The sequence below is a fragment of the Subdoligranulum sp. DSM 23681 genome (assembly GCF_057005535.1).
In genome coordinates this window covers 176,456-190,580 of sequence record NZ_CM168050.1, presented here as the reverse complement: position 1 = coordinate 190,580, position 14,125 = coordinate 176,456, and the positions used below count along the sequence as shown (strand labels likewise).

21 protein-coding genes are annotated in these 14,125 nt (G+C 47.8%); 20 read left to right on the top strand and 1 reads right to left on the bottom strand.

All coding sequences use genetic code 11. The features are described 5' to 3' along the window. Positions 1 to 88: 88 nt before the first annotated feature. The 12 genes from AC127K_RS00940 (at position 89) to AC127K_RS00885 (ending at position 8,802) form a co-directional block, all read left to right on the top strand. Complete coding sequence (locus AC127K_RS00940) at positions 89 to 1,756, top strand: C40 family peptidase (protein WP_483722159.1); 1,668 nt, start codon at positions 89 to 91, stop codon at positions 1,754 to 1,756. A gap of 22 nt (positions 1,757 to 1,778) precedes the next feature. Beyond that, positions 1,779 to 2,045: a DUF4315 family protein gene (locus AC127K_RS00935; protein WP_006574806.1), complete on the top strand. Its 267-nt coding sequence runs from the start codon at positions 1,779 to 1,781 to the stop codon at positions 2,043 to 2,045. After that, positions 2,032 to 2,706 carry a DUF4366 domain-containing protein gene (locus AC127K_RS00930; RefSeq protein ID WP_483721229.1) on the top strand — a complete coding sequence of 225 codons (675 nt, stop codon included), beginning with the start codon at positions 2,032 to 2,034 and terminating at the stop codon, positions 2,704 to 2,706. The genes AC127K_RS00935 and AC127K_RS00930 overlap by 14 nt, the downstream gene beginning before the upstream one ends. Continuing rightward, positions 2,703 to 2,894, top strand: coding sequence for a hypothetical protein (locus AC127K_RS00925; protein ID WP_036744833.1), 192 nt, complete (start codon positions 2,703 to 2,705; stop codon positions 2,892 to 2,894). Before AC127K_RS00930 ends, AC127K_RS00925 begins: the two co-directional genes overlap by 4 nt. Then, on the top strand, positions 2,895 to 3,296 hold the full coding sequence (locus AC127K_RS00920; protein ID WP_483721228.1) for a cysteine-rich VLP domain-containing protein: 402 nt from the start codon (positions 2,895 to 2,897) through the stop codon (positions 3,294 to 3,296). A 136-nt stretch (positions 3,297 to 3,432) separates the two neighbouring features. Next, entirely contained in the window at positions 3,433 to 3,615 is a 183-nt protein-coding gene (locus tag AC127K_RS00915) for a DUF4316 domain-containing protein (RefSeq protein WP_483721227.1), read from the top strand. Continuing rightward, on the top strand, positions 3,615 to 3,956 hold the full coding sequence (locus AC127K_RS00910; RefSeq protein ID WP_483721226.1) for a plasmid mobilization protein: 342 nt from the start codon (positions 3,615 to 3,617) through the stop codon (positions 3,954 to 3,956). Before AC127K_RS00915 ends, AC127K_RS00910 begins: the two co-directional genes overlap by 1 nt. Positions 3,957 to 4,102: 146 nt before the next feature. After that, positions 4,103 to 4,780 carry a hypothetical protein gene (locus AC127K_RS00905; RefSeq protein ID WP_483721225.1) on the top strand — a complete coding sequence of 226 codons (678 nt, stop codon included), beginning with the start codon at positions 4,103 to 4,105 and terminating at the stop codon, positions 4,778 to 4,780. Continuing rightward, the gene (locus tag AC127K_RS00900; protein ID WP_483721224.1) at positions 4,780 to 5,721 is read left to right on the top strand and encodes a PD-(D/E)XK nuclease domain-containing protein; all 942 of its coding nucleotides are present in this window, start codon (positions 4,780 to 4,782) and stop codon (positions 5,719 to 5,721) included. The genes AC127K_RS00905 and AC127K_RS00900 overlap by 1 nt, the downstream gene beginning before the upstream one ends. A gap of 14 nt (positions 5,722 to 5,735) precedes the next feature. After that, complete coding sequence (locus AC127K_RS00895) at positions 5,736 to 6,869, top strand: hypothetical protein (protein WP_483721223.1); 1,134 nt, start codon at positions 5,736 to 5,738, stop codon at positions 6,867 to 6,869. A gap of 145 nt (positions 6,870 to 7,014) precedes the next feature. After that, the gene (locus tag AC127K_RS00890; RefSeq protein WP_483721222.1) at positions 7,015 to 7,308 is read left to right on the top strand and encodes a CD1845 family protein; all 294 of its coding nucleotides are present in this window, start codon (positions 7,015 to 7,017) and stop codon (positions 7,306 to 7,308) included. Positions 7,309 to 7,401: 93 nt separating this feature from the next. After that, positions 7,402 to 8,802, top strand: a complete 1,401-nt coding sequence (locus tag AC127K_RS00885) for a relaxase/mobilization nuclease domain-containing protein (RefSeq protein WP_483721221.1) — start codon at positions 7,402 to 7,404, stop codon at positions 8,800 to 8,802. 168 nt (positions 8,803 to 8,970) lie between these two features. Here AC127K_RS00885 and AC127K_RS00880 read toward each other — a convergent pair whose 3' ends face one another. Next, complete coding sequence (locus AC127K_RS00880; protein WP_180963101.1) at positions 8,971 to 9,336, bottom strand: helix-turn-helix domain-containing protein; 366 nt, start codon at positions 9,334 to 9,336, stop codon at positions 8,971 to 8,973. Positions 9,337 to 9,524: 188 nt separating this feature from the next. Here AC127K_RS00880 and AC127K_RS00875 point away from each other — a divergent pair, with 188 nt between their 5' ends. The 8 genes from AC127K_RS00875 to AC127K_RS00840 all read left to right on the top strand — a co-directional run bounded on the left by AC127K_RS00875 (position 9,525) and on the right by AC127K_RS00840 (position 14,051). Then, positions 9,525 to 9,899 carry a GntR family transcriptional regulator gene (locus AC127K_RS00875; RefSeq protein WP_087231096.1) on the top strand — a complete coding sequence of 125 codons (375 nt, stop codon included), beginning with the start codon at positions 9,525 to 9,527 and terminating at the stop codon, positions 9,897 to 9,899. A gap of 1 nt (position 9,900) precedes the next feature. Continuing rightward, entirely contained in the window at positions 9,901 to 10,761 is an 861-nt protein-coding gene (locus AC127K_RS00870; protein ID WP_483721220.1) for an ABC transporter ATP-binding protein, read from the top strand. Continuing rightward, positions 10,761 to 11,399, top strand: a complete 639-nt coding sequence (locus AC127K_RS00865; protein ID WP_321199468.1) for an ABC-2 transporter permease — start codon at positions 10,761 to 10,763, stop codon at positions 11,397 to 11,399. The genes AC127K_RS00870 and AC127K_RS00865 overlap by 1 nt, the downstream gene beginning before the upstream one ends. 14 nt (positions 11,400 to 11,413) lie before the next feature. Then, positions 11,414 to 11,794 (top strand): DUF3592 domain-containing protein, encoded by a 381-nt coding sequence (locus AC127K_RS00860; protein WP_099322290.1) that lies wholly within the window; start codon positions 11,414 to 11,416, stop codon positions 11,792 to 11,794. 158 nt (positions 11,795 to 11,952) lie between these two features. Continuing rightward, the gene (locus tag AC127K_RS00855) at positions 11,953 to 12,111 is read left to right on the top strand and encodes a cysteine-rich KTR domain-containing protein (protein WP_483722158.1); all 159 of its coding nucleotides are present in this window, start codon (positions 11,953 to 11,955) and stop codon (positions 12,109 to 12,111) included. A gap of 495 nt (positions 12,112 to 12,606) precedes the next feature. Continuing rightward, a complete protein-coding gene (locus AC127K_RS00850) occupies positions 12,607 to 13,029 on the top strand; it encodes an RNA polymerase sigma factor (RefSeq protein ID WP_087396779.1) in 423 nt (140 codons plus the stop codon). A 510-nt stretch (positions 13,030 to 13,539) separates the two neighbouring features. Continuing rightward, positions 13,540 to 13,743 (top strand): hypothetical protein, encoded by a 204-nt coding sequence (locus AC127K_RS00845; protein WP_021419835.1) that lies wholly within the window; start codon positions 13,540 to 13,542, stop codon positions 13,741 to 13,743. A 131-nt stretch (positions 13,744 to 13,874) separates the two neighbouring features. Beyond that, complete coding sequence (locus AC127K_RS00840) at positions 13,875 to 14,051, top strand: hypothetical protein (protein ID WP_166435075.1); 177 nt, start codon at positions 13,875 to 13,877, stop codon at positions 14,049 to 14,051. The last annotated feature ends 74 nt before the right edge of the window (positions 14,052 to 14,125 follow it).

Here is a 14,125-nt window from a genome sequence, read left to right as displayed (position 1 = left end):
GCAGACCGGCGCTTTGGGCCATGATGGCCCGAAGTCCAAAAGCGGCAAGTTTCAAGAGGACAGCCGGAAAGCCCGCCTTTCTGACCGCATGAGGCAGGAGGATGACAGAGGCGGTCCGCAGGATACCGGCAAGGCGCAGGAGCCGGAGGGCTCCGCCGAGAAAGCCGGGAGTAAAAAGGACAAGTACCAGAAGGCGCAGGCCAAAGCGGAGCGCGCCGGGGAAAAGCTGGGAAAGGCCCGGGAGAAGCTGGATAAGGTCGAGGCGAAAGGGGCGGCGCAGAAGCCGCCGGGGCTTGCAAAGAAAGCCGTCCGGGGAGCCCGCACCGAGGCATGGTTTTATCTCCACAACAAAATCCACGAAGTCGAGCATGAAAATGTGGGCGTGGAAGGAGCGCATAAATCCGAGCTGACCGCCGAGGCCGGGACCCGGAAACTGACCCGGTATGCCAAACGGCGCTGGCGGGAACACCCGGCCCGGAAGGTAGCAAAGTGGGAACGGAAGGACATAAAAGCCCGGGCCAATGTGGAGTTTCAGAAGATGGCCGCCGAACACCCGGAGCTTGCAAGCAATCCGCTGTCCCGGATACAGCAGAAGTGGAAACTGAAACGCCGGTATTCCAAAGAGGCAAAGACGGCGGCAAAACAGAGCGCAAAGGCCGCAAAGAAAGCCGCTGCCGCTTCGGGGAATGTGACCCGGCGGGCGGCGCAGTTTGTGACCCGTCATCCTGTGGCGGTTTTGGTTTTGGTGCTGTTGCTGCTGGTCTGCTATATCCTGTCGGCGGTAAGCTCCATCTTTCCCACGCTTGGCAGCGGCCTTGCCAATGCGGTGTCCGGCACTTCCTATGCTTCGGAGGACGCCGACCTGCTTGGCGTGGATGAGGACTACACGGCGCTGGAAAATGAACTGGCGCAGACGGTAGCGAACATCGAAAGCACCCATCCCGGCTATGACGAGTACCGCTATTCCGTGGACGAGATCGGCCACAACCCCTATGAGTTGGCGTCCTATCTCTCGGCAAAGTACCATGTTTATTTCCGGGAGCAGGTGCAGGACGAGCTGCGGGAGATCTTCGAGGCGCAGTATGAGCTGACCTTGACGGAGGAAATCGAGATACGCTACCGCACCGAAACCAGCACCGACCCGGAAACCGGAGAAACCACCACCGAGGAAGTCCCCTATGAGTATTACATCCTCAATGTGACCCTCACAAACAAAACGCTGCCTGCCGTGATCCTGCCGAGGCTGGATGAACAGCAGCGGGAAATCTACACCGTTATGCAGCAGCTCAAAGGCAACAAGCCCTATTTGTGGGAAGGAATTTATACCGGCGGCGAGGACACCGGCCCCAGCTATGAGATACCCGGCGAGGCGCTGGATGACCCGGCTTTTGCGGCGCTCATGGCAGAGGCGACAAAGTACATCGGCTGGCCTTATGTGTGGGGCGGCTCCAGCCCGTCCACCTCCTTTGACTGTTCGGGCTTTGTCTGCTGGGTGTACACGGCCAGCGGCGTCCACAACCTGCCCCGTACCACGGCGCAGGGCATTTACAACCAGTGTGCCATCATTTCCCCCTCCGAGGCAAAGCCGGGCGACATTATCTTTTTCACGGGAACCTATGACAGCCCCGGCCCTGTGTCCCATGTGGGGATTTATGTGGGCGACGGGATGATGCTCCATTGTGGTTCTCCCATCCAATACGCAAATATCAATTCAAGCTACTGGCAGACACATTTCTACGCCTTCGGGCGATTGTGAGCCAGAAGAAAGGAGCCCTTGCATGAACAAGATCGACAAGCTCGATAAGGAGCTGGAAAAGGCCCGGGAGAAGGCCGCCGAGTGGCAGGCCAAAATCCGGGAACTGGAAAAGCAGAAACAGGAGGAAGAAAACAGCCAGATCGTGCAGGCGGTGCGCTCTCTCAAACTGACCCCCGCCGAGCTGATGGCATTTCTGAACGACCCCAAAAACAGCCTTGCCGCTTCGGGCCATAATGGCCCGAAGCCGGAGGCACCCGAAAAGGAGGACACGGCCCATGAAGAAAACTAAATTTCGCAGGCTGGCGGTGATGACTGCCAGCCTTTTGTGTTGCCTGATCTTTACGGTCCCGGCTTACGCCCAGAGCAATGAGCCGCAGCCTGAGGCCACTCCCGCCCCGGTGGAAACCGAGGCGGAGCCGGAAACCCAGAACCCCTTTACCCCGGATGGAACGGGAACGGTGGTGGACAACGCCACCGACGAGGACGGCAAAGAGTTCTACACCATTACCACCGCAGACGAGAGTGTTTTCTATCTGGTGATCGACAAGCAGAAAACCAGCGAAAACGTCTATTTCCTCAACGCTGTAACCGTGGATGACCTTCTGCCTCTTGCCGAACAGGGCGAGGAACCAGCCGAGGAAGTGGCCCCCGAACCGGAGCCGGAGCCCACCGAACCCGTGGAGGAAGTGACCGAGCCGGAACCCGAACCCGAGGCCGAAAAAACAGACAGCCCACTTCTTTCGCTGCTCCTGATCGGGGCGGTGGTGCTGATCGGCGGCGGTGCCGGTTATTACTTCAAGATTTACAAGCCGAAGCACGAAGCGCCGGACTTGGAGGACGACTACTGCGAATATGAGGACGAAGGGCCGGAGGAAATCGCAGAGGAACCCGAGGACGAGGATACCCCTCCGTGGGACGAGGACACGGAAGAACAGGAGGCCCGCCAGTGAATTTTACCAACAGCCCCTTTGAACGAATGATGAAGGAAGTGCCGTGGCCGGGCCGGGGCAGCGATGACCCTTGTACCGGATGCCGCTACTACAAGGAGTGCAAAGGCAGGAAAAAACAGTGTCGGAAGAAATTCCGGGCGCTGATCGTGGAGCCCCGCCCTTCGGGCCATCGTGGCCCGAAGTCCTGAATGGACGCCCGGGAGCTGACCCGTGACGAGAAGAAAAAAATCCGTTCCCTTGTCACGGGAATGTGCGCCAACTATGACCGGGAAACGGGCCTGTGCCTGCCGCTGGACTGTGGCTGCTATATGCTGCACAAATGCTGGACAGGGGCGTACTGCCGCTATTTCCGGGAGGCCGTCCTGCCCCTTGACCCGGAGCTTCTTGCGGCGCTGACCGTGGAAGGCAGCTCCCCGGAGCTTCGGGCCTGTGCGGTCTGCGGGCGGGCATTTTTACCCGAAGGCCGTCAAGCCTACTGTTCCGACGCCTGCAAAGCCGAAGGGAACCGCTGGAAAAGCCGGGAACGCATGAGGAAAATGCGGGAGAAAAGGCCGGGCGGCGGTTACGATTTACCGCCCCGAAAGGCTTGATATTCCGGGCTTTTTTGAGGGCGTTTCCGGGGCGGGAATACTGCAACCCATCCCGCCCCGGTTTGCTCCCTTATTTCGTAACATACCTCACTTCGGGCCATGTTGACCCGAGGTTCAGAACAGAAGGAGGATCGCTATGCACGAAAAAGACAACTATCTGAAAACCGCCGAGCTCTCCACGGAGCAGAACCGCAACATGATCGACGGCGTACCCAATAACACGCCCATCCCGCCTGCGCCCCCGGAGCTGGACGCAAAGCCGCTGGACAAAGTGAAGGAGCCCAAAGAGCGCAGAAAGGGCCGGGAGCTGGAACGCTGATGGAGAACCGAAAGCGGAATGTCCATCTGCACGTCATGGTGACGCCTGACGAGCTGGCGGCCATCCATGAGCGGATGGCCGAAGCGGGCATTTCCAATGCCGGGGCTTATGTGCGGAAGATGGCTCTGAACGGGTATATCCTGCATGTTGACCTTGCGCCCATAAAAGAATTGATCTCTCTGCAAAGGCGCTGTTCCAACAATCTCAATCAGGTCACCGTACACGCGCACACCTACGGCGTGTACCCGGAGGAAATCGACGGATTGAAGCGGGACTATGAAAAGCTGTGGAGCGAGGTGTCAAAGGTGCTGCGGGAGCTCTCCGAGCTGGTGGCAAAATAAGATGAGGGCGGCAGGTTTTTCCTGTCGCCCTTCCTTTTTTATTTTGATGATAACTTTTGCCTGCCATGACATTGATAACTTTTCTATATAGTCGTATAATTGTATTAATTGTAGATTCTGACAACATTTTTAAAGGAGGTAACTCGATGGCTTCCAGCAGTATTTTTATATATGAATTGCGTTCACCAGTAGAAATCAATGTAGAATCAATATATTCACGCTTGAAAGGTTATCCAGAAGATGAAAATACCTATTTTAATTTGGAAATGATTAGCGCCAATGAACTACTGGGCGAATATGTCATTGTCCAAAATGCTCAAGAATCTTATTATAACCCTGAGCAGAGAGTTTTTGAATATCGTATTGTTCCTAAAGCAAATGTTATTTCTTTCAGCATTACGGATGGTTTTTTGGAAATTTGGGGAAACAAAACTTCGGCAAACAAATTAGTATTTGAGCTATCGAATTTGTTAGCGCCTATTTCCATTAATAGTATCGAAGTTACGATTGACACTCTATTAGAAAAATTGAAAGGTTATAAGTTAAAAGTCTCTAAAGTGTGCTTTCAAGATTTTCTCTTTACGGAGGATATTGTTGGCAACTTTACTGTGGATCTCTCATCGTATGGAGATGCTTTTTCTATCCTACAGAAATATAATGATAAAATTTCAAGCATGACTATTATTCTTTACTGTGATAATAGCTCAATTAAACTCCGAATTACTGCAAAGGGGCGAGTTACCGTTTATAAGTCTCGTTCCTCGATGGACGATGAAGAAATATTGTTTCTCCATCAAATTTTGCTGAATGGAGGTGAACATTGATGGGCGAACTTAGTCAAAAAATTGGGAAAAAATTAGAGCACTATGGAAATTCTATTTTTGAGCATTTGGAATGGAAGATTTTAGCTCAAGATGTTCAAATTGACTGCATAAGAGCTGCACATAAAAACGCAAAATCTTCTGACAAAAAAACGCATGGTGTAGATATATTAGCAGGGTATTATAATCCTTTCACTAAACGCCAAGAGGCCTTTATTATAGAATGCAAACATCGCGAATGGTCTAACTTTATTCCGAGTAATTTGTCATTATGGGTTGAGGAATTGTGTAATACTATTGAGTGTGCTTCAACATCTCCTGCCTTAACTACATATTTAGAAGAATATACTTTAATCGGTGGGATTTTATTATATAATTCAAGTGATAACATATACGAGATGGAACGTGCGTTAAAAAGCATTTCCCAAATTAAGGTTCCAAGACGTCGCCATCCTCTAATGATTTATCTTGCAGATAATAGTAGGCTTGAAAAATGGTATTCTTTTAATGCTGAAATTGCGAAAATTAAGCAAAACAGTATTGAAAATAGCTTTGGCATTATATATCCATCCATTGGTGGTTCTACCTGGGATCGTTCACCTGTAGTCACGCCAACATATTTATTTTCCGACTACATCTTGGCATCCTATATTAAAAGTGCAACCAACCAAGGCGTTACAACAAAGGTTGATATAAAGGCCCTGTTTTGTTTTGAGCACGTTACAGATGATTCTTTAAAGTATTTGCAGGATATGATTAATGAATTACAATTAGAATCGAGAAGTGATCGTTATCAAGAAGTTCATTTCTATTTTTATCCTGAAACAGAAAAAGACATAGATCACATTAAAGAATCTTTTTCAAAAATGTTCGCAGAAAAAGATACTTTTAAATATTATCTGATGGACAATCGTCGTTTATCAAGAATCTATTATGAGTCATAAGGGAGGCGAGAATAATGGCAGTTCAATCCTTTGTTAAGGGGGATGACCTTAAAAAATTAATAGACGATAAACTAATTAACGCTCAAAGTGTCAAATATGTTTTACGGCAAAAAGGTATCCTTCCCGTATGTACTAATTCAGAGGCTCTTTCTGACTTGATACACCATCATTTTTTTGGCTCTGCAACTATGACTCAGATGCAAGAGGTTATGAATTTTGAGCAAAACAACTTGAAGTCTACTGTTGTCATAATCTCTCCTAAAAGCGAACAGTCCCAAGAAGATTTTCTGACGAGTATAGCAGATGAATTTGTCAATAAAGGTCGTAGTTCGAATACTAAGTATACATTAAAAAACATTGCAAGAAATCAAACCAGCGTAACATTGCAGTACATATATAAAAAACCCCAAAGAGGCCGTATTAAAATTGCTGAAACGCGAACAGTGACTTTAGATGTTACCATTTCCCCGTTAGAAGATGATTCGCAGAAGTTTAAAGTTAGCATACGGCACGAAGGAATGTCGGAATCAAAACAGTTTGTCACACTTCTGGATGAAATGATTCAAGAAGATAGTGAACAGGCTGTATTTGGTCTTAAAAGAATAACTTTAGCAAGTCTTTTAAAGGCACACAAGGTAGATTTCTTTGATGATTTTGGCGCGTACACTCACAAAGAATGGAAACTAACAGACATTATTAATGTTACTGTAAACAAAGATGAAAAAAGCATTGATGATGAAAATGACGAGACTACATCAGGCGAAATTGATGCTTCTGAACCCAGCGGACGCCTTTCGGGAATTAGTAGTGCGATTTTAAAAGGTGACGGGTTAAGAAATAATGATTTTGTAAAGGAATGTATGTCTCAAGGTTTTATTTTTTCAAGTATGAGTTACAAGTTCTCGCACAAGACACTCCCGATAACAATAGTAATCGATGTGAATTTTAAGCAAACCGACTTGAAAATCAATATTGTAAAAACATACCAGCTTGAAGATGACGGTATAGAACGTTTGGCCCCCTTGCCTGCAAGTGACCAGAGTTTGTATATCGATTATTTTCAAAATGTTGCTTATGCAGTCTACTCAAATCTCATTGAGAAACAAAAAGCCGAACTGGTTAAACAAACTATCAAGCCGGACAAATAGAATATGTTTAAAAACGGATGGTTTCATTAGACCATCCGTTTTTATTTGAAAATAGATTTAGGACAGGATTCTCTAATCTTTCGCAACATTTATGTCCCCGGGCAGGCATGATAAAATAGAGATAGAAAGACTAAAGGAGGTTTTGATGATGAAGATACTGCTAAAAATATTAGTTGCGCCCTTCGCTCTGGTGCTGTCCCTTCTGGCGGCTCTGCTGGTGTTTTTGTTTGATATTTGCGCCTTCCTGCTGACGATTGCCTCAGTGATCCTAGCGGTGCTGGGTATCGCCCTTTTTTTCACGCCGACACCCATCGGCGGGATTGTATTTCTGTTCCTCGCCTTCCTCCTTTCGCCGTATGGGCTGCAAGCGGCGGCTGGCTCTCTGCTTTGGGCTCTGGACGGAGGCAAGTCCGCTCTGTATCGGTTTCTGGCAAGTTGAACAGCCTCGGGCCATAATGGCCCGAAGTCGGGGCGGTCTGGACGGGCCGCCTCTTTTCATCGAAGGGAGGGATGATTTCTGGCTACCACAACTTTGTTGCAGCGCCATGCGGGCGAAGGCGAAACGATTGCCGAGGCCATCCGGGATTGTCTGGACTATGGCAAAAACCCAGAGAAAACAGAAAGCGGAAAGTATATCTCCGCTTATGAGTGCGACCCCGCTACCGTGGCGGACGAGTTTCTTTTGGCAAAGGCCAGCTATGCCGCCATGACGGGCCGGGAACAGAAAAAGGCCAATGATGTGCTGTGCTATCAGATACGACAGTCCTTCTATCCGGGGGAGATCACACCGAAGGAGGCGAACCGTATCGGCTATGAGCTGGCTATGCGCTGGACGAAGGGGCGGCACGCTTTTATCGTTACCACGCACACAGACCGCCAGCACATCCATTGTCACATCTATTACAACTCCACCACCCTTGACTGCACCCGGAAATTCCGAAACTTCTGGGGCTCCAGCTTCGCCCTCCGGCGGCTCTCTGACCGGCTGTGCCTTGAAAACGGGCTGTCCATCGTGGAGAACCCGAAGCCCCGGAGCAAGGGCAAGTATCGGAACTATGGGGAGTGGCAGAAAGAACGGAAAGCCCCGCTTTCGTATCAGGACCGGCTGCGCCTTGCCATTGATACCGCGCTGGCGGAGCGCCCCGCCGATCTGGGCGAATTTCTCGGCCTGATGAAGCGAGCCGGATATGAAGTCAAGAAGGTTCGGGGCGGTGGTATCAGCTTCCGGCTGACCGGCCAGGGACAGGAACGCTTTACCCGTCTGCGGGCCTCTACGCTGGGGGACGGCTACGATCTGAAAGATATTCTTGCCGCCATTGAGAGCAAAGAAAAACGCCCCGGACGCCCGGAGCAAAAAATCAGTCTGGCGGTGGATATTCAAGCAAAGCTGGCTGCCGGTAAGGGGCCGGGCTACGAGCGGTGGGCGAAGGTGTTCAACATCAAGCAGATGGCCGCTGCCCTCGCCTATATACAGGACAACGGCCTGACTGATTATGAGCAGTTGGTGCAGAAAGCCACCGAGGCAACCGACCATTTCCATGTACTTTCCGAGCAGATCAAGCAGACGGAGCAGGCCATGAAAACCAATGCCGGACTAAAAGCCGCAACGGTTCAGTATGCCAAAACGCGCCCGGTCTTTGAGCAGTACAAGGCTACGAAGTACAGCCGGAAATTCCTTGCGGAGCATGAGGCGGATATTGAGCTGTACCGGGCGGCACAGGCGGAAATGCGCCGTCTGCTGGGCGGAGCGAAGCTCCCGAAAATGGATGTGCTGAAGGAGGAAGGCCGTAAGCTCACGGCAAAGAAAAAGCGCCTTTATGGAGAGTATCAGAAAGCGCGCCGGGATATGCAGGAGATCGTCACCATCAAGGCAAATATTGATACTCTGCTGGGCTACACCGAGCCGGGCAGAAAGCAGGAAAAGGAGCGTTGAGGTTATGAAAACAAGGAGCAAAGCGACGCAAATACTTCGGGCCATGTTGGCCCGAAGATACGGGTTTGGGGCGAGCCCCAACAAGCAGCGTCCGAGCCTTTGTGGCCACGGAGGCATTGCTTGCCACTTAGCGGCAGCCCCCAAAATGGCATGAAAAAACGGAGGCTCTTACTCCTGAACCTCCGTTTCTCTGGCTTTCTTGAGCCCTTCGGCTGTGGCCTCCATGACAACAAGCTCTTTCTCATTCATCGAGCTTAAAAGCACATCAATATGCTTTCTGCAACTGTTCTCTCCACGCTGACCTTCTGTATAGAAAAACTGATCTACGGAAATGTCGAACAGAGTGACGAGTTTGAAAAACAGGTTGAAGCTGGGGTGCTGGCCTTTGTTCTCAATGTTCATAATGGTGCGGTCAGTCTTGCCGACCAGCTCCGCCACATAGGCTTGCGTCCAGCCCTTTTCCTCTCTGGCTTGTTTCAAAGCGAGCCCGAGCCCGTGAAAGTCAAACCTTCTTTCATCTTGGTTCATTCTCATATCACCCTATATCATTGTACATTTCGGGTTTGATTATGAGAATGTAATGAAATTTTATATAAAAGGCTATTTTATTTCGCCTCCTGCTTCTTAAGTTGCTCAGGTAAGCTATTCTTGACTTTATTGTGTTTGTAGTGTATAGTGTGTATGTAGGAACATCACATTAAAACACAGGAGGAAAATACTTTGTGAAGATATTGATTTCTAATACTTCGGAAAATCCTCTATACCAGCAAATCAAAGACCAAATTAAAGATGCTATCTTAAAAGAGGAATTAGTCGAGGGTGATCCACTTCCATCTATTCGAGCCTTCGCAAACGATTTGTCTGTTAGCGTCTTAACCATACGGCGGGTTTATGAGGAACTGGAAAAAGAAGGTTTTGTCACAAGTCAAGTAGGAAAGGGTACTTTTGTATCAACCAGCAATATTGAACTATTGCGAGATTCTAAGCGCCGCCTTGTGGAACAGAAAATGCAAGATATGATACAGACGGCGAAAACAATGGGAATTACCAAAGATGAATTAAATGCTATGATGGATATTCTGTACGAGGAGGATTGAAATGGACGATATTTTGAAAGTAACTGGCCTAAATAAATCGTATGACAATTTCAGTTTGAAGGATGTTTCCTTTACCCTGCCGGAAGGATGTATCACGGGATTTATTGGCGTTAACGGCGCAGGCAAAACAACTACTCTACGATCTATATTAGGGCTTACCAGTCGCATTTCTGGTCATATCAATTTTTTTGGTATGGACATTGAAAAAGATGCTCGTAAAATCAAAGATCGTATTGGCGTTGTCTTGGATGATGGCTGCTTTTATGACGAATTATCATTAGCTGAAATGAAAGATGTAATTGCCTCGGCATACTCTGCGTGGAGTGAACGGGATTTCAAGGAATATATGGAGCGGTTTGAACTCAGTCCAAAGCAGAAAATCAATACACTTTCTAAAGGCATGAAAATGAAATATGCTCTTGCACTGGCGCTTTCACATAATGCCGAATTGCTGATTATGGACGAGCCGACCAGTGGCCTTGATCCGCTTATCCGCGGACAACTTTTAACCATACTGACAGACTACATGAGCAATGGCGGAAAAGGTGTTTTTTTCTCAACGCATATTACATCCGATCTGGATAAGATTGCCGATATGCTTATTCTGATTGACAATGGACGCATTGTGTTTCAAGAGGAAAAAGATACCTTGCTGGATAGTTACCGTATCGTTAAAGGTGATATGCGTAAGATGGACGAAAATATCCGCAAGCTCTTCTTACGAATTTCTGAAACAGCTTATGGGTTTACTGGAATTACCCAAAGGGTGTCTGAGGTTCAGCAGTATATTCCAGACATTATTATTGAGCGTCCGACAATCGAGGATATTATGCTCGGCAATATTGAAGGAGGAAAAGAATAATGTTATTTCATTTGATAAAAAAAGATTTTTTGATTGTTAAGAAGTATGTTCTGATTGTGTTGGTAGCTGCTATTCTTATTCCGCCGGTCATGCGCTGGCGGACACCAGAGTTTGCTGGAACTTTTGGTTTTATCCTTTCCGTGATTTTTTCGGTTTTTATGCTGCTTCAATATGTATCTCTGAAAGAGTATCAATTTCCTAAAGCTACAACATTACTATGTGCCACGCCGTTCTCAAGGAGCATGATGGTATTATCAAAATACATTTTCTGTATTGCAATATATGTTGCGTGCTGCATCATTTTTGGAATTGAAACACTTCTTATTCCGGGGCTGGGTACATCTGGCATAGCATTGTTTATCCTTATGTTCTTTGTAACATCTGTTTTCATTGGGATTTACTTGCCAATTCAATATAAGCTGGGGTACGAGAAAACAAAATTTGCATTTGCCGTTATTATTGTTGCTTCACCGTTCATTCTCCCTATGCTTATGCGAATGGATACCGCCAACTTGGATTTTCTTGCTTCAATCCCCGCTTATTTTGTTTATAGCGGCGTTTTAGTGGGTGGCTTTATAATTTTGGTGCTGTCGTCTATGTTGTCTATAAAAATCTACAACGAAACTGATTTAGCATAAAGAAAGGTGGGACTATGAGAGATACTATTTTTCTCTATATCATTGCTATTTTGGCATTTGTCTTTGGTTTTATAAATTTCATTCAGTATTTGCTGAAAAGGAACCAAACAGCGCGGGTAGTTGGAACAATTATTTCAATTAAAACACCAAACCCTCAGAACTCAAAATTCCGCAATTCAAAATGGGCAACTTTTTCATACAAGGTAAAAGGAAAAACCTATCAATCGCAAAACAGAATACAAGTACCTATGGCATCACAAGTTGGAACTACAATTTCTGTTCGTTATGACATCAATCATCCAGAAAAATTGTACAGCTTTTCCGTGTCAAGGATAGTTGTGTCATTTTTAATTGCTGTTGTCTGTGCTGCGTTGGCAATGTCTAATTTTATGTAAGGAGGAGGGAGTAACTATGCCACATTTTCCGGGCTGGTTTGTAGCAATATGTATTTTGCTTCCTATCGCAAATGCAATATACAGAGCATGGAAGAATAATAAGAAAAAGTAGATAAGATGGTGATACATTGCATGAAATTCAATGGGTACTATGCCCTATGTGCCATAATAAAACACGGCTAAAGATCCGCGGGGATACGGTGCTAATAAATTTCCCCCTGTATTGCCCCAAATGTAAGCAAGAAACACTTATTACTGCATATCACATGAACATAACAGTTATCAAAGAGCCAGACGCACAGACGCAGAGCCGATAACAGACAAAGTAGCCTTGTCTGTTGTCGGCTTTCTTTATTTCATATATTGATATATCAAAAAGCCTGCCCCGCCCAACGGGGAAAGAAAAAAACGCTGCGGGGCAGGCTGATATTGTGCGCTCATTCTACATATCCCAGCGGCGACTTTGAACACTCAAGGCCGCCGCTCTTATTTTATCTAAAGGAGTGTGTAAGATTGGCGGCCCTGGGAGGGAGCCGCCATGTCTATTTTATTCTTTTGCGGGTCAGTTGACCTAATCCAGCTAAAAAAAGCATAGCCCCGCCTCCGGGTCATTCCGGCTATGTGTGTGAAATTTTTTGGAACCTTAACTGTTATGTCATTTCATGCGTCCGAGTGGCCTTGTGCCGCCCGGGCGCTTTTGCGTTCTTATGGGACTGCTTCGGGCCATGTTGGCCCGAAGTCATTCCCCGGTGCCGCTCCCCGCCGCCTTCGTTTCGGTCACTCGTCAACCACCAACCGAAACGGAGGCCAATATGGCTATTATCAATCTGCGGGACTATTACCCGTTTTATACATCGGATTGCTTCATGGAAGTATCGGACGAAGTTGCTGAAATGTTCAAAGAATTTGACCGCAAGGAGGCTGCTTACCGGCTGCGTACATACCGCCATAAAGCCTACTATTCCCTTGATCGGGATGATGGGCTGGAGCATGAGGCTGTCTTTGTCGCACTTTCGCCCCATGAGCTGTACGAGCGGAAAGTCACCATGCAAGAGCTTCACGCTGCTATTGCCAGCCTGCCGGACAAACAGGCAAAACGGATTTACGCCCACTTCATTCTTGGCATGACGAAACAGGATATTGCCCGGGCAGAAGGTGTCAATGAGAAAGTAGTCCGTGTGGCAATCGAGCGAGGGCTGCGGCACTTGGAAAAAATTTTGAAAAAATCTTTGTGAGGTGTACCGATTTAGGCCAAAAAATGAAATGGCTTATGAGAGGCAAAACACTTCGGGTCAAGGTGGCCCGAGGTTCGGACAAGCCCTCATGCAAATCGAAAACTGAATAAAAAGGCACCCGGATACGAAGGGAAATGCGCTGTGTGACAGGCCCGCCACGACCTCTGCTTTTGGAGAATACAGTCTCTATAAAACAGGGCGAGCGATCAGGCTCATGCCATAGGTGGGGCAAGGCTGGCTCCACCGGAACAGGTACATAACCCGGATACTTGCGTTTAGTCACAGTCCGAGCGTTGAAGCGGCCTTGCAAGCCGTGAGCCGTCGCAGGCAATGAGAACGCCTTGCCATCAGAATGGGGAGAGTTGAAATACTATGGGGCAGAAAGCCTATGCCCGTCCGGTGTGTCTGTAATGTAGTAAAAACCTGTGGGGAGCCCTCCGGCAATGCTGTCTGATGATAGGCCAACCAATCCGGCGGGGCTCCCCATCTTTTTTCTCAAAGGAGTTTCTTATGGAAAATGCGTTTGGGATGTTTCCCGGTTTTGAGCCGGATGAATGGAGCAACGATGCCTGCCGCGGCTATGTCATCATGGCAATGGAGGACTGCGGCTTTTCAAAGAAGGATATTCGTCGTGTTGTGGGACAGCTTTATGAAGTCTTTGATCTCAACAGCGTGGAGGACGCCAAACAGAAGTTCCACTCCAGTCCGTACTGACCTCGGGCCACATCGGCCCGAAGTGGAGAAAGCTCAAAGGGCGGCACCAGCGGGTGCCGCCTTTTGACATTTCCCCACAGGACAAGAGGGAAACGCTGGCAAGTACACCCATTCTGAAAAGGAGGTTTTCAATGACACAGGCCGTCACATATCAACGAGAAACAAAGTCTGTACCCTTTCAAGGGAAAACTATTGTGCTGGAAAGCCTCACGCCGGTACTTTCCCCGAAGGAGAAGGAACAGCGCAAAAAAGAAATTGAACGCCGTCTTTACGATGTGTTCAGTAAGTACGGGGACAGATTTCACTAACCATTCGCAACATTGTTGTCCGGGGCTGCTGATAGTATAATATAGTTGTAAGGTTGGTAGCTCCATTCCAACAA

Bases quoted from the DNA above. Each gene is read 5' to 3' on its own strand.
- AC127K_RS00845 (WP_021419835.1), top strand. From the start codon at position 13,540: ATGGAAAATGCGTTTGGGATGTTTCCCGGTTTTGAGCCGGATGAATGG.
- AC127K_RS00890 (WP_483721222.1), top strand. From the start codon at position 7,015: ATGATGAAGATACTGCTAAAAATATTAGTTGCGCCCTTCGCTCTGGTG.
- AC127K_RS00935 (WP_006574806.1), top strand. From the start codon at position 1,779: ATGAACAAGATCGACAAGCTCGATAAGGAGCTGGAAAAGGCCCGGGAG.
- AC127K_RS00900 (WP_483721224.1), top strand. From the start codon at position 4,780: ATGGGCGAACTTAGTCAAAAAATTGGGAAAAAATTAGAGCACTATGGA.
- AC127K_RS00915 (WP_483721227.1), top strand. From the start codon at position 3,433: ATGCACGAAAAAGACAACTATCTGAAAACCGCCGAGCTCTCCACGGAG.
- AC127K_RS00860 (WP_099322290.1), top strand. From the start codon at position 11,414: ATGAGAGATACTATTTTTCTCTATATCATTGCTATTTTGGCATTTGTC.
- AC127K_RS00870 (WP_483721220.1), top strand. From the start codon at position 9,901: ATGGACGATATTTTGAAAGTAACTGGCCTAAATAAATCGTATGACAAT.
- AC127K_RS00910 (WP_483721226.1), top strand. From the start codon at position 3,615: ATGGAGAACCGAAAGCGGAATGTCCATCTGCACGTCATGGTGACGCCT.
- AC127K_RS00850 (WP_087396779.1), top strand. From the start codon at position 12,607: ATGGCTATTATCAATCTGCGGGACTATTACCCGTTTTATACATCGGAT.
- AC127K_RS00940 (WP_483722159.1), top strand. From the start codon at position 89: ATGAGGCAGGAGGATGACAGAGGCGGTCCGCAGGATACCGGCAAGGCG.
- AC127K_RS00855 (WP_483722158.1), top strand. From the start codon at position 11,953: ATGTGCCATAATAAAACACGGCTAAAGATCCGCGGGGATACGGTGCTA.
- AC127K_RS00865 (WP_321199468.1), top strand. From the start codon at position 10,761: ATGTTATTTCATTTGATAAAAAAAGATTTTTTGATTGTTAAGAAGTAT.
- AC127K_RS00920 (WP_483721228.1), top strand. From the start codon at position 2,895: ATGGACGCCCGGGAGCTGACCCGTGACGAGAAGAAAAAAATCCGTTCC.
- AC127K_RS00880 (WP_180963101.1), bottom strand. From the start codon at position 9,336: ATGAGAATGAACCAAGATGAAAGAAGGTTTGACTTTCACGGGCTCGGG.
- AC127K_RS00895 (WP_483721223.1), top strand. From the start codon at position 5,736: ATGGCAGTTCAATCCTTTGTTAAGGGGGATGACCTTAAAAAATTAATA.
- AC127K_RS00905 (WP_483721225.1), top strand. From the start codon at position 4,103: ATGGCTTCCAGCAGTATTTTTATATATGAATTGCGTTCACCAGTAGAA.
- AC127K_RS00840 (WP_166435075.1), top strand. From the start codon at position 13,875: ATGACACAGGCCGTCACATATCAACGAGAAACAAAGTCTGTACCCTTT.
- AC127K_RS00930 (WP_483721229.1), top strand. From the start codon at position 2,032: ATGAAGAAAACTAAATTTCGCAGGCTGGCGGTGATGACTGCCAGCCTT.